The sequence below is a fragment of the Pricia mediterranea genome (genome assembly GCF_032248455.1).
In the GTDB taxonomy this organism is placed as follows: Bacteria; Bacteroidota; Bacteroidia; order Flavobacteriales; family Flavobacteriaceae; genus Pricia; species Pricia mediterranea.
Genome location: NZ_JAVTTP010000001.1, coordinates 3,104,444 through 3,118,040, shown reverse-complemented (window position 1 = coordinate 3,118,040; position 13,597 = coordinate 3,104,444). Strand labels below are relative to the sequence as shown.

The 13,597-nt window shown below is 46.7% G+C and carries 16 protein-coding genes; all 16 read right to left on the bottom strand.

Annotated features, from left to right (window positions below; genetic code table 11):
* The gene (locus RQM65_RS12745; RefSeq protein ID WP_314015530.1) at positions 1-1,230 is read right to left on the bottom strand and encodes an ABC transporter permease; all 1,230 of its coding nucleotides are present in this window, start codon (positions 1,228-1,230) and stop codon (positions 1-3) included.
* Positions 1,223-1,924 carry an ABC transporter ATP-binding protein gene (locus RQM65_RS12740; protein ID WP_314015528.1) on the bottom strand — a complete coding sequence of 234 codons (702 nt, stop codon included), beginning with the start codon at positions 1,922-1,924 and terminating at the stop codon, positions 1,223-1,225. The genes RQM65_RS12745 and RQM65_RS12740 overlap by 8 nt, the downstream gene beginning before the upstream one ends.
* Before the next feature lie 123 nt (positions 1,925-2,047).
* Positions 2,048-3,157, bottom strand: a complete 1,110-nt coding sequence (locus tag RQM65_RS12735) for an efflux RND transporter periplasmic adaptor subunit (protein WP_314015526.1) — start codon at positions 3,155-3,157, stop codon at positions 2,048-2,050.
* Positions 3,158-3,236: 79 nt separating this feature from the next.
* Positions 3,237-4,493 (bottom strand): ABC transporter permease, encoded by a 1,257-nt coding sequence (locus RQM65_RS12730; protein WP_314015524.1) that lies wholly within the window; start codon positions 4,491-4,493, stop codon positions 3,237-3,239.
* A gap of 177 nt (positions 4,494-4,670) precedes the next feature.
* Positions 4,671-5,918 (bottom strand): ABC transporter permease, encoded by a 1,248-nt coding sequence (locus RQM65_RS12725; RefSeq protein ID WP_314015522.1) that lies wholly within the window; start codon positions 5,916-5,918, stop codon positions 4,671-4,673.
* Positions 5,919-6,050: 132 nt separating this feature from the next.
* Positions 6,051-6,284 carry a hypothetical protein gene (locus RQM65_RS12720; RefSeq protein WP_314015520.1) on the bottom strand — a complete coding sequence of 78 codons (234 nt, stop codon included), beginning with the start codon at positions 6,282-6,284 and terminating at the stop codon, positions 6,051-6,053.
* A gap of 93 nt (positions 6,285-6,377) precedes the next feature.
* Positions 6,378-6,911 (bottom strand): DUF420 domain-containing protein, encoded by a 534-nt coding sequence (locus RQM65_RS12715; RefSeq protein WP_314015518.1) that lies wholly within the window; start codon positions 6,909-6,911, stop codon positions 6,378-6,380.
* The gene (locus RQM65_RS12710) at positions 6,911-7,636 is read right to left on the bottom strand and encodes an SCO family protein (protein ID WP_314015516.1); all 726 of its coding nucleotides are present in this window, start codon (positions 7,634-7,636) and stop codon (positions 6,911-6,913) included. The genes RQM65_RS12715 and RQM65_RS12710 overlap by 1 nt, the downstream gene beginning before the upstream one ends.
* Positions 7,637-7,638: 2 nt before the next feature.
* A complete protein-coding gene (locus RQM65_RS12705; RefSeq protein WP_314015514.1) occupies positions 7,639-8,265 on the bottom strand; it encodes a hypothetical protein in 627 nt (208 codons plus the stop codon).
* A gap of 359 nt (positions 8,266-8,624) precedes the next feature.
* Complete coding sequence (locus RQM65_RS12700) at positions 8,625-9,008, bottom strand: cytochrome C oxidase subunit IV family protein (RefSeq protein WP_314015512.1); 384 nt, start codon at positions 9,006-9,008, stop codon at positions 8,625-8,627.
* 98 nt (positions 9,009-9,106) lie between these two features.
* On the bottom strand, positions 9,107-10,093 hold the full coding sequence (locus RQM65_RS12695; RefSeq protein ID WP_314015510.1) for a cytochrome c oxidase subunit 3: 987 nt from the start codon (positions 10,091-10,093) through the stop codon (positions 9,107-9,109).
* A 108-nt stretch (positions 10,094-10,201) separates the two neighbouring features.
* Positions 10,202-10,783: a cytochrome c oxidase subunit 3 gene (locus tag RQM65_RS12690; RefSeq protein WP_314015508.1), complete on the bottom strand. Its 582-nt coding sequence runs from the start codon at positions 10,781-10,783 to the stop codon at positions 10,202-10,204.
* A gap of 98 nt (positions 10,784-10,881) precedes the next feature.
* Positions 10,882-11,787: a heme o synthase gene (gene cyoE / locus RQM65_RS12685; protein WP_314015507.1), complete on the bottom strand. Its 906-nt coding sequence runs from the start codon at positions 11,785-11,787 to the stop codon at positions 10,882-10,884.
* Positions 11,788-11,949: 162 nt separating this feature from the next.
* Entirely contained in the window at positions 11,950-12,654 is a 705-nt protein-coding gene (locus RQM65_RS12680) for an energy transducer TonB (protein WP_314015505.1), read from the bottom strand.
* Positions 12,655-12,707: 53 nt separating this feature from the next.
* A complete protein-coding gene (locus RQM65_RS12675; protein WP_314015503.1) occupies positions 12,708-13,109 on the bottom strand; it encodes a VanZ family protein in 402 nt (133 codons plus the stop codon).
* Entirely contained in the window at positions 13,102-13,482 is a 381-nt protein-coding gene (gene gcvH, locus RQM65_RS12670) for a glycine cleavage system protein GcvH (protein ID WP_314015501.1), read from the bottom strand. The genes RQM65_RS12675 and gcvH overlap by 8 nt, the downstream gene beginning before the upstream one ends.
* Positions 13,483-13,597: the final 115 nt, after the last annotated feature.

Sequence of the window (13,597 nt, the reverse complement as noted above, 5' to 3'; positions counted from 1 at the left end):
TTATTCGTCCCTTAATGCTACAATGGGTTTGATACGTGCCGCCTTTCTCGCGGGAATATAGCCGGCAATTGCCCCGAAAATAATCAGCAATACGGTTGCAAAAACGGCTGTACCCGAATCGATAAAGGGATCGGTAATAAAAAAATCCTTCAGCTTTTGGCCCATGGAACCCAAAATGGCCATGCCGATGACCATACCGGTAAAACCCGAAACCGTAGTGATAAAAATGGATTCCAGTAAGATGGTACCGATTACGGATCTGGGGGTAGCGCCCAAGGCCTTTCGGATACCGAGCTCTTTGGTGCGTTCCTTGACCACAAAGACCATGATATTGCTGATACCGATGATACCGGCGATAATAGTACCGAAAGCTACAAAACCAACGATCATCTGTAACACTCTGGCAAATTGTTGGTTCTGTTTCAGTTGATCGGCTACATTGCGAATAAAGATGCCGTTTTGATCTTGGGGACTTATGAATTTCTTTTCGCGTAAGAACTTATCGACCCCCTGATCTAGGGCCATCGCCCCCGCGTAACCTACTTCGGGTTTGAAACCGAGCACGATAGCGTCGATTTTATCGGTATTCTTCTCCAACAGTTGCTTGGTGGTATAGGGAATAAAAATGTTCCTCTCTTCGCGATCGCCGCCCTCGTCCTGAAAAACACCAACGACTTTGAACGCTATCCCCCCGATATCGATATACTTGCCCACGGAATTCTTTGTTCCGAAAAGATCCTGTTCCACCAGCCTACCGATGACCGCATTCTTGGTCTTATCCCTGATATCCAACTCGTTCAGATAGCGACCTTTCATCATGATGGTCTTTTCGGCGTACTGATGCGAAGGTGCTACGGCCCAAGTGGAGTAGCTATTGGATTCGTTTTTGTATTTGACGGTATCCGGTCGGATAATTCTCGGAGAGACATATTCGAGGTAAAAAGGGAAGTTTTTTTTAATATCCTCGAGGTCGGAGTTATCGAATTCGATCGTCCGGTTCGATTTATAGCCCTTGTACGGCATGGTCGTCCTTCCCGTGAAGACAAAAAGGACATTGGTCGCATCATCCCCAAAAAAATCATCAAAGGTATTGATGAGCCCGTTGCCAAAGCCGAAAAGCACCACGAAGATAAGAATGCCCAAGGCCACGGTAAACCCCGACAGAAAGGTCCGTAGCTTGTTCTTTCGTATGGTCTGGAAGATTTCCTTCCAATTGTCCCTACTAAACATATTGTGATGCTCTTACCTGTTCGACCTTTTTATCCTCGACGATTACCCCATCCTTTAATTGCACGATACGCTTGCACATATGGGCGATATCTTCTTCATGGGTCACTACCAAAATCGTGTTGCCGTTATCGTTGATTTTTTGGATAAGATCCATGACCTCATAAGAGGTTGTGCTGTCCAACGCACCGGTAGGCTCATCGGCCAGCAACACCTTGGGCTCCGCGGCCATGGCGCGGGCGATCGCGACCCGCTGTTTTTGCCCCCCCGACAGTTCGTTCGGCAGATGGGTCGCCCATTCTTTCAAACCGACCTGGGCCAAGTATTTCAAGGCTTTTTCTTCCCGCTCTTTTCTCGGTACTTTTTGATAGTACAGTGGCAGGGACACGTTTTCCATGGCACTTTTGTAGTTGATCAGATTGAAGGACTGAAAGACGAATCCTAAAAACTTGTTCCGATACTTTGCGGCCTTGGTCTCGTTCAGGTTCTTGATGGGAACGCCATCCAAGGTGTACGAACCTTCATCAAGCTCGTCCAACATTCCCAAAATGTTCAATAGTGTAGATTTTCCCGATCCCGAAGACCCCATGATGGCGACGAGCTCGCCTTCTGCAATATTAAAGTTCAATCCTTTTAAGACGTGAAGGGAGTTGGTACCCATCTTATAGGATTTATGAAGGTTTTTAATTTCGATCATAAAGGCTCGATTTTACGTTTGGGTGGTTTACCTTACAGCAGACAACAACACGACGGGTAAGTTCCTTAATTGTTACAAGCAACCCTCTAAATGTTTTGTTAAATTAATTTTGGGGCATTCCTTTTACGCGTCTTCTTCTTTTTCAAGAGCGTTCCAGACCTTAATGTGGTCTTCTTCGTTTATGCCGGACTTTATTTCTACGAATATACCATCGCTGATGCCGAGTTCGACATCCCTGCGCTCGAATTTTTGGCCGCCGTTCTCGATTTCTACGAATGGCTTTTTGGTTTCATCGTCAAACTGCACCAAGGCTTCCTTGATGGCCAGCACACTATCGGCCTTCGCCAGTATCACCGAAGCGTTGGCGCTCAGTCCGGCCCGAATGAAAACGGAATCCTGCTTCTTCATTGTGCCCTTGATCTCGAATTGAACGGCTCCGTTCTCCTTTTTCCCTTTGGGTGCAATATAGTCCAGAACAGCTTGAAAAACTTTTCCTTCCAAGGCGCCTACCGTTATTTCGAGGGGTAGGTCTTCCTTGATCTTCCCGACCTCCGATTCATCCACTTTCCCCTCGAATATCATTTTCTCGACGTCGGCAATAGCGGCGATGGTAGTGCCTTCGTTAAAGGTATTGCTTTCAATGACCTGATTGCCCACCTCTACCGGCACTTCCAGCACCATACCGCTGACCGTCGCCCTGATTTGGGTATTGGCCGAATTGCTGAACCCTTTTGTGGTTCCGGTCTTGACAATGTCATAGTTTTTATTGGCGGCAGCGTAGGTCTGCTTCGCCTGATCGTAATTCACCTGCGCCCGTTCCAGATCTACCTTGGAGACCACCCCCTTATCGAACAGTCCCTTTTGTCGCTGCAGGTTGCGACGTTGGTCGTCCAGGGCGATTTTGGACTCGTCAATTGCGTTGCGGGCATCGTTCAGGGCGTTCAGGTTGGGCACTACCTTGATACGGCAAAGCAGGTCACCCGATTGCACGTAATCGCCGCCTTCGACAAAGATTTCCTCGATTACCCCCGAGATATTCGGTTTGATCAACACTTCTTCCAAAGGCAGGATACTACCCGTCGCTACGGTCTTCTTGACGATATTCTTTTTAGAGGGTTTTTCGGTCTCATAAACCACGGGGTCTTCCGCATTTTTCTGATAGAGATAATACATCGCCCCCCCGAAGGTCAAGACGATGAGGACCAAAATGATTCGCGTGATTGATTTTTTCATTTGTTTAGTTTTCTTTTATGTGATTACCGCACTTGGACTTCGCTCAACATTAGCTTAGGCGGAAATTTTTAGATTGATGTTATTCCGTCCGCAGCGCATCTATCGGCCTTACCTTAATGGCACTTTGGGCGGGGATAAAACCGGCCAACAAACCCGATACGACCAAAATGGTCAATGCCCCGATGACGACGCCCAAGCTGACACTGGGATTTAAAAACATATCTACCGGGCCGTTCATCTCTAGCAAGGTATTGATGGCATAGATGACCAAGGCCCCAAAACTGATTCCGGCCATGCCTGAAATGGTAGTCAAGAAAACCGATTCCATCAGCACCTGCAATTTGATGGACCATGGATTTTCGCCCAAGGCTCTACGAATACCGATTTCCTTAGTCCGTTCCTTGACGACTATGAGCATGATATTGCTCACCCCTATAATTCCAGAGAGCAAGACCAAAATTCCCACAAAATAAGCGATAAACTTGATCGCCCAGAACAGGCTTTGCACTCGGTTGAACTGTTCGTACAGATCAAAGTATCCAATGGCGCGGTTGTCATCGGGATGTATCTTACGGTTTTTTTTCAAAATGGAGACAACGGTTTCCTTCAGATCGGTAATTGAAGCGCCGTCATTGGCTGTTATGGCCATCCACCCTACATCGTTGGCGCGGTTAAAGGCTTGGGAAAACGTGGTAAAGGGTACGAAAATCTGCTTCTGTCCCTGTTCCCCGTTGTTATCGTCCAATCTTTTATAGGTGCCGATGACCATAAAATTGACCCCTTGAATCTTGATGTAGCTACCCAACGGATTCTCACCTTTATCGTACAGTTCTTTTTTGACCCCGTTCCCGATGACGGCCACCTTTCGTTTTTCCCCGATATCAGATTGGTTGATGAACCGGCCCGAGGTTATACCCAAGGGATCTTGCTTGATTATCTGTGGATAATCCCCAAACACATTATACGCCCCCGTTTTGATTCCGCGTATTACGTTACTGCCCCCGCCAAAGCCCCCGAGACGGTTTCTGGGGGATACGTACCTCAGGTCGGGCATGCTGCTGTTCAGGGTCGCTACATCTTCCAGCTTGAATTCGAACTCCCGCCCCTTGGGCAAGCCTTGGTATTCTTTGGAAGTGGCTTGGGTCCAAATAAACATGGTATTGGTGGCGATATCGCCAAAATCGGCCATGATGCCGTTCTGCATACCTTTTCCCGCTGCCAATAGAATCAAAAGGATAAAAATTCCCCAGAAGACCCCAAAAGCGGTCAGTACCGTCCGGAACCAATTACCGGTCAGCACTTCCATAATCTCTTTCCAACGGTCTCTATTAAACATAGTTCACTGCGTGAAAAATTACAAAAGTCAAAATTCAAATTCCAATTTGGAATTCTGAGAATATAAGGTTCCGTTCTGCCGTTGACAGGTTCAATGTTTAGGATCCAATATAAGAAGCAACTTTGAACCTAGAAATTTGTTGCTGCCTACCGCGACTGCCAACTGCTACTCTCAATATCACTCGTCTCTCAGGGCGTCGATTACGTGAATGTTCGCGGCCCGCCACGCAGGGAAAAATCCCGCTATGGCACCGGCGAATACCAGCACGAAAACCGTAGCCAATGCCACGTTGAAATTTACGGACGGGTTCAATACATAGTCCACCTCGATATGCGGACCAACAAGCTCCAAAAGCCCCATACTAAAAATGAGTCCCGCAAAGCCGGACATCGCGGTTATAAAAACGGATTCATGGAGGATCATACCGACGATTTCCAAGGGTCTGGCCCCGAGTGCCTTTCGGATGCCGATCTCACGGGTACGTTCCTTCACCACGATCAGCATGATGTTGCTGACGCCTACTACCCCGGCGATTATGGTACAGATACCTACGAACCAAAAGAAAAGCTTCATATTGTTCGATAGGGTATAGAAACGTTTGGCCTCTTCCATGGGGTTCCATATACCTACGGCACTTTCATCATCGGGGGCCACGGTGTGGGCGGCGTTCAGATAGTCGCGCAACTCGTTCTTAAAGGTTACGGATTGGGCTACGGCATCCTCGAAATTCTCCCGGGGCGGCAGCATATAGATCAAGTTGCCCAAGCGATCGCCGCCGTTAAAAATGAGCTGGGCAGTGGTATAGGGAATAAAGATGCGGTCTTCTTCCTGCTCGCCCGCCCTATCGGCGAAGACACCGACAATCTTGAACGGTACTCCCCCAATTTCGATAGTTTCACCGATGGGCGTATCGACCTTGTCAAAAACATCCTTTTTAATGACCTTGCCAATGACGGCGACCTTATTGCGCCTCTCTTCGTCGAGATAATTCAAAAACCGTCCCTCGTGGATAGCAGCGTTTTCTATGGGTTGCAACTCGGCGGAAGTACCTAAAACCTGATAGATCAAGGCCTCGTCGCCATAAGTGGTAGTCGCACTATCGATGTAGGCGAACTGGGAGGCGTGCTCGATACCGGTACCCAGTTGGTTCACTACGGCCTTGTAGTCCCGATTTCGAAACTGTATCCGCCGGCCGGGATTCAGGCCTTTGTATTCCTTGGATGTGGTACCCGCCCAGACCCAAACACTGGTCGCGGCGTCGCTCTCAAATTCCTCCGCAATACCATTACGCATGCCTTGACCGAAACCTAGTAATATAACCAAGATAAAAATACCGGAGGCTACGGAAAGGCCGGTGAGGAAGGTCCGTAGTTTATTTTTACGGATGGTGTCGAAAATTTCTTGCCACCTTTCGATGTCGAACATGGATCGATACTTATCGAACCTGGGGCAGGTTCATTGATTGATGAATATAGTAGGACTACTACGGTGGGGAAGCCGTCTCTAAACAGACGGGATTAAGAAGGAATTGTTACGACGGAAGCTCTTAAAATAAACTTAAATTTCCTGGCCGGCCTTGGGTCTCATCTTTTTGAACACAAAAAAGCCCAATAAGGCTATCGCGATGTAGGGAAAAGCCATCAGATAGACAATACCGTTGTTGATACCTTCGGCAGTAGAAGTATCGCCCTCACTTTCAAGTACGGCACGGCACATAGAACACTGGGCTTCCGATACTAAAGGGAGCAAAAGAAGCACAACCATCAAAATAAAAACGACATTTCTTTTCATCTGTTTATTTTCACTGCTTTTTATCGGTCAAATGTAATTCGCCAACAATCATCTCAGTCTGTATCAAGATTTGTTATGGCTCATTTCATAGCATCAACTTACATAATAAGGGGATATCATCAAATAGACCACCACCCCTGAAACTGCCACGTACAGCCAAATGGGAAAAGTGACCTTGGCCCACTTGCGGTGTTTCTTAAAATTTTTCAGATAGGCAAAGCTATAGGTTTTAAGCACCAAGGGAATTATAATAATGGATAAAACAATATGCGAGACCAAGATAAAAAAATAGACGTACCGCACAGCACCCTCCCCCCCGTAAGAGGTCGAATCCGAAGTCATGTGATAGGCAATGTACATGGTCAAAAACAAGACGGACAACCCTATGCATGTGGTCATCAAATTGTGGTGCAAGCGCTTTTTCCCATTAATAATCGCCCACAGGCCAATGACCAGAATAAATGCCGTGAGCGCGTTTATGGAGGCGTATATCGGGGGTAGGAACCCGAGCCGTTCCACATTCGGGATCTTCACCCCGAACAATATTGCGACCACCACGGGCACTACGATCGAAACGATGGTGATCAAGGTATTCAATTTTTTTTCTTTTCTCCCGGCACCGTCCATTATTCCTGCAATAGTTTTTCTATATCCTTTTTTAAGATGGATATCTGTTCTTTTTCGCCATGGTCGTTCTCCCCTTGGTCTTCGGTAATAGCGCCCCGGTAGTAGATAATGGGATTGCCATATCCATCCGTCCTCGACCGGATATACCCCTCCCTATCAATCAGGGCGAACAGGCCCGAATGCTCAAACCCCCCGGGGGCATCGGGATTTTCCGCGGCGAAGATGTTAAAACCATCATTGGCCAGACTGTAGATCTTTTCCTTATCCCCGGTCATAAAATGCCAGTCCATATTCTCGACCCCGTGCTTCTCGGCATACTGCTTCAGCACCCTGGGGGTATCGTACTCAGGGGTAATCGAAAACGAGGCAATCCCAAAGTCCTCTTCTTCTTCGAATTCTTCTTGTAGTGCCACTAAATTTTCGGTCATTATGGGACATATTGCGGGGCATCTCGTAAAAAAGAACTCCACGACGTACACCTTTCCGAGGTAGTCTTTGTCGGATATCAAAAGACTGTCCTGATTGATTAGCTCAAAGGGCGGCACCTTGCGCTTTTCGCCGTCATAGGTAACATAGGCCAGCGGGGCCGACTTGTCGGCAATGGCCATTCTATCGTTCTCCACAATCGTACCCCGCTTTATACGGTCGATGATGGTCGGAATCACGATGATTCCAAAAATCAAAATAATCAAAGAGACCCAAACATATGTGTGTTTCTTGTTCATGGTTATCGGTCTGCATTATTTTTTTTCAACGCCATTCGATATTCTGCCAGGATTATCTTCACGTCATCCACCATTTTGTTGTTCAGGTCCGCAACCGAGGCCGTGTTAAACCCGAATGTATTACCTTGGTTGTCGTCGTTCTTCCTGCCCCTTAGACCCATATCCTTGTCGATAATGAAAACGTACGGGGTGGCCAAATTTTGGTCTAGGGACAGGTCCGTATCCAATCCCGCAAAAAAGTGCTCGATATCTTGGTCATCGCCATAGACAAAAAACCATTTGCTTATATCGACCAGATGGCCCAACTCTTTTTTAAGTTCGGCAACTTTCGACTCGCTGCCCTTTGGAACGACCATGACGAACTGAAGGTCGTTGAACTCATAAAAGCGCTTGTAGATTTTTTGATTGAGGTTAAAGGCATTGCCTTTCTTGTGTTCGATGTCGCTCCCCAAAAATCCGAGAATGGTAATCTTATCCCTTAAAGTCAAGGATTCATCCATTTTCGATACATCGTTCACTGCATCGGTCAGCACAGGAAGCTTTCCGAAATTGGTCACCCCCGAGGCAAAAAACAGGTATGCCACGATAGGAAAGACAAAAAGAATGACGAGAACAACCGTCTTTTTCATACGTTTCAAACTTTTACTCACTTGCCCCACCTAACCTTTTCGCCCCAGGCCGAACGGCACGAAATAAGATTCCTTTAGATGGACGGTCTAAAAGAATCTATTGGGACAGTCCGCCGCAACATGCTATTCGGGGAGGCCCACTCAAATTAATTGTTCGAAAAGGTCTATTGGAACAGGTTTTTCGTGCAACATCCTAATTTCATAAGGTACTATAACAAGACCTTTTAATTCCGAATAACAGGTACGGAATGTGCCTCCCACAAACCTTACAAAAATAAAAAAGACGGCTTTAAAACCGTCTTAGTAAGCTGTTAATTTAAAGCCTCGTCCCCGTTGTTTTCTTTAAATACCGACAGGGTCTAAAAATTCCATTTGACAAATCCCTCCCCTAAGACATTGTAGATATAATCGGCTTCGAAGAGCAAGATAAAGATCAAATAGGATATCAGGAACAGAGGCGTCCATACGGCTGCCCTTCGCAAGGAACTTTTTTCGTCACGAAGATGCATAAAGTCCCATGCAATATAATAGGCTTTGACAAGGGTTAGAATTATGAAAATCCAATTTAGGGCTTTCATTCCCAATATATAGGAGTGGGTAAGGACATAGGGCTTGTAGATACCCAAGATTACCTCGATAGCGGTTACGATGGTCAAGAATATAAGCACGCCCCAAATTTTTGAGACATTGCTCTTAAACTTCAGGGCTCCCCTAAAAATTGCCAGTTTATGTTCGTGTGCCATTTTTTATAATGGATTATTGATTAGTAATTATTTAGTAACGAGCATCCTCTGCGTTTTAAGATTCAATGAACGCGCGGCCCTTCGGCCCGGTTTCAAAATCAGACCAGATAAAAGAACGTGAATACAAATACCCAGACCAAATCTACAAAGTGCCAGTACAAGCCCACCTTTTCGACCATTTCGTAATGTCCCCTTCGTTCGTAGGTGCCGAGTACCACATTAAAAAAGATAATAATATTAATGATGACCCCCACGGACACGTGAAAACCATGAAAACCCGTTATAAAGAAAAAGTAGTCGGCGAATAGGCGGGACCCGTATTCGTTGTGAATAAGATTGGCGCCCTCTACCACCTGAACCCCTTGCTTAATCTTTTCAAGGGACTCCTCGCGGGTGAGCACGGTCTTTTGTCCTTCTAGATCGCCTTCCTGAATAATAGCCTCGGTACGGATAACGATATTCGGATTGGCTTTGAAACCCTCGGTCACCTCGGTCAGTGAATAGCTGGGTACATAAGGCTCCGCCTCATACCAGACCCCTATGGCCTCATCGTGTACTCGGCGTTCGGAAGGTATTGTCTTTGCGAAATCGGCCAGTGCGACCCGCTCCCCGGATGCATCCTGAAACTGCAAAATCCTGCCGCCCTTGGTCTCTACCGCACCATAATCGCCTTGAATGAAGGTAGCCCATTCCCATGCCTGTGAGCCTACGAATATAGCACCACCGATAACGGTAAGAAACATATACCAAATAACGGAGTTTTGTTTCATTTTATGCCCTGCATCTACCGCCAACACCATGGTTACGGAAGACATGATCAATATAAACGTCATGAACGCCACATAGATCATGGGGTAGCTGCCATGGAAAAAAGGAACGTGGGTAAATACTTCATCGGCTATCGGCCAGGATTCGATGAATTTAAATCTCGAAAAACCGTAAGCGGCCAAAAACCCGGAAAAGGTCAGGGCATCCGAAACGATGAAGAACCACATCATCAGCTTACCGTAACTGGCACCCAAAGGCCGGTTACCACCGCCCCAAACGTTTGTTTCCCCCGTTTTCGTAGTTACCGTTGTATCCATATAATTAAAGTGTAGTATGGTTAAAATTTACACAAAAATAGAGTTTTCTTATTTGAAACGAAAGCCGAACTATATGAAAACCGACATTATTTTCAATTGTACGCGGTATTATCCTACGAAATACATAAAGCCCAACAAATAAAGCCATAGAATATCCAAAAAATGCCAAAAAGTAGCCCCTAGGGATAGTCCCAAATATTCTTGGGAGGAGTATTTTCGCTTAATTTGATTGTAAAGCACGACGGAGAGCGAAATGATGCCCGCCGCAACGTGCACGATATGCACGGCGGCGATCAAGAAAACATACGATAGCTTAATGCTACTGGTGGGGCCGGTAAAATAATAGCCCTGCGCCACCATTTCTGAAAACCCCCTAAACTGGAAAACGATAAATGCGAAACCTAGGGCCAAGGTAGCCCACAGCCACTGGCTGCACCTATTGTGGTCATCTATCTTAATGGCTCTTTTGGCCAGGATATAGGTGAGACTACTCAATATGATGATTCCCGTACTGATAAAAAACGACTGGGGAAGCTGCAGGTCGCTGACCCAATCGTCGCGCGAGCTACTTACGATGTAGGCGCTGGTCCACCCCGCAAAGCCCATCACGAGGCTGACCATCCCGAACCAGAGCATCATTTTTTTTGCCCTATCGTTCTTTTCCTTGTTCGTGTTTTGTGTTAGATCCATGGATATATGAGCTTGTAGGTTCGTGGGGTAGTGGATTCGTGAGCCAGTAGATTCGTGCGCCGGGGATTTTTATTCTCCTTGGTTTCATCCCCATCGCTTCAGAAACTAATAAACCTGTCGACTACGTACACTATTTGCATCAAAGTTATATAGCTTACGCTGGCAAGCATCAGTTTTCTAGCGGTGGTGTTGTTGCGTTTTTCATAGAGCAGAAAGGCGAATGCCAGCATGACCATGCCCATGGCGAAAATTAAGATAGCTGCGGGAATGGAAAGCTGAAGTCTTCCCGTAATCCCAAAGGCCGGAATTACCGAAATGACCAACATCCAAATGGTGTACATAATAATCTGCAGGGCCGTTCCCTTGTCCTTTTTCCCCGTTGGCAGCATTTTGAAACCGCCTTTCTTATAATCTTTATGCAACATCCATCCCAGAGCCCAAAAATGGGGAAATTGCCAAAAAAACTGAATCATAAAAAGGGTGCCGGCCTCGATACCGAAATCACCGGTAGCCGCTACCCAGCCAAGCATAAAGGGAATGGCACCGGGAAACGCACCCACGAATACCGCAAGGGGCGTTTTCGTCTTCAAAGGCGTATATACACTGGTATAGAGAAATATGGAAATTGCCCCGAACATCGCCGTCTTGGGGTTCAGGACGTACAGGGCGATAACCCCGAGGGCGGTCAAAGTAATCGCGATACCCATGGCTTTGTTGACCGACATACGCCCCGCGGGTATCGGCCGGTTTCGGGTTCGGTTCATCAGGGCATCGAGATCCCGTTCTATAACTTGATTGAAGGCATTCGATGCACCGACCATGCAGTAGCCACCGAATGCAAGGAGCAAAATGGATGTAAAGTCGATTTGATAGGCACCGAGAAGATAACCGGCAACGGAAGAAAAGACCACACTGACCGCCAGTCTGACCTTTGTAATTTCCTTAAAGTCGGCAAAAGTCAATGCCGTAGTAGCATTTGTCGCCGTGTCGACCGCGGTCTTCATACATCTTCTTTTCGGTCTGCAAAGATAACGAGGTGCCGTGTCGTTTGCAATGAAATGCCTGAATTTTAATAATCGTCTAATATAAAAATCCCGCCCTATACAGAAGGGCGGGATTTATAATCTAGTATCAAGCGGCTCCCGAACTTTTCGAGAAGCCAGTGGTTATTGCAGCTTAAACGTAATCGGGATACTAAAGGGAACCCTCACGGCCCTGCCTCTTTGTTTTCCCGGAGTCATTTTAGGTAACTTACTTATAATACGGGCCGCTTCCTTCTCCAAATTTTTATCCGGACCCCTCATCCTTACATTACCGATGCTTCCATCTTTTTGGATAGTGAACATCACCGATACCCTACCTTGAACTCCCATCTCCTGGGCGATTTCGGGATAGCGGAAATTCTTGCTGATATGCTTTTGCATCATCTCTTGAAAACAGGCTCTTTTGTCGGGGGCATTCTCACACCCTGGAAATACGGGAACATCTTCGATAACCGCGAAGGGTACATCAACATCTTCGACCTCTTCCTCGACCTCGACATCCTCGACCTCGATGATCTCCTCCTCTTGGCTGGTTTCGGTAGATTCGATAATCGTTTCCTCCACTTCTTCCTCATCTTCGACTACTTCGATAACCTCCGGGGCGGCTGGGGGCGGTGGGGGCGGCGGAGTTTTTATTTGCTCGGTCATCGGCACCTCTTCTTCAAGGTCATCATCGACGTTCATCGAAATATCATAATCCTTAACCTCATCATAGGTTTTCCATTCAAATGCACCATATATAACGGCCAAGGTTACTGCCAGTCCTATAACAAAGTACAGCCCGCTGTTTCGACCAACATCCGCTTTCGGGTTCTTTTTCGGTTCCATGTTCTTGCGTTTTAGTGTGTGCTAATTTAGTTAAATATTCTCTAAACAAGCAATTATTTTTTCCATTTTAATCCCTTCGGACTTGAAAATAGCTTATTTAGTACCCATACCCCAATGATTGCGCCTAAGCTATTCGCTACGACATCGAAAATATCGGCCTGTCGATCGACCGTCAAGATATGTTGTAATACCTCAATAATTATACCATAAATAATGGTGCCCAAGGCCACATAGATCAGCGTTCTAGTGAGCGGGGGCGAATCGTGCATTGCTTCGCGGACATAAAGGGTGCCCAAAACGGCGGCGCCAAAATAAAAGCCGAAATGGACCAGCTTATCAAAATGGGGGATACCCAGATCGGGAGTGTCCTCTTCAGGAAAAGTGGCAAGGCTGGCCCAGGTAACCAAACCCATCCAGACCAAAAAAGCAATGCGGTACTTCTGGGTCTTAAGCACCGACGACCTCCTTGTATTCCGATGCGGACAACAATGCGTCGACCTCCGATGTATCGCTTATTTTGATCTTGACCATCCATCCTTCGCCGTAAGGGTCGGAATTGACCTTTTCGGGAGCATCTTCCAAAGCTTCGTTAAACTCGATAATCTCGCCGCTCAATGGCAAGAACAGATCCGATACGGTCTTCACCGCTTCGACGGTTCCAAAGACCTCATCCTTGTCCAAGGTCTCGTCAAGGGTTTCGACTTCGACATAAACGATGTCCCCAAGTTCGCCCTGGGCAAAATCGGTAATGCCCACCGTGGCGATATCGCCCTCAAGCTTGATCCATTCGTGGTCTTTGGTGTACTTTAATTCTGATGGTAGATTCATGCCCTATTTTTTTGTGTAATGGCAAATGTAACGGATTCCGACTCGATTTTCAAGGAAAAACGACAATGTCGATTTTTGGAAGTTTATTGCGGGGAGCGGAACGAAGATGGACTTC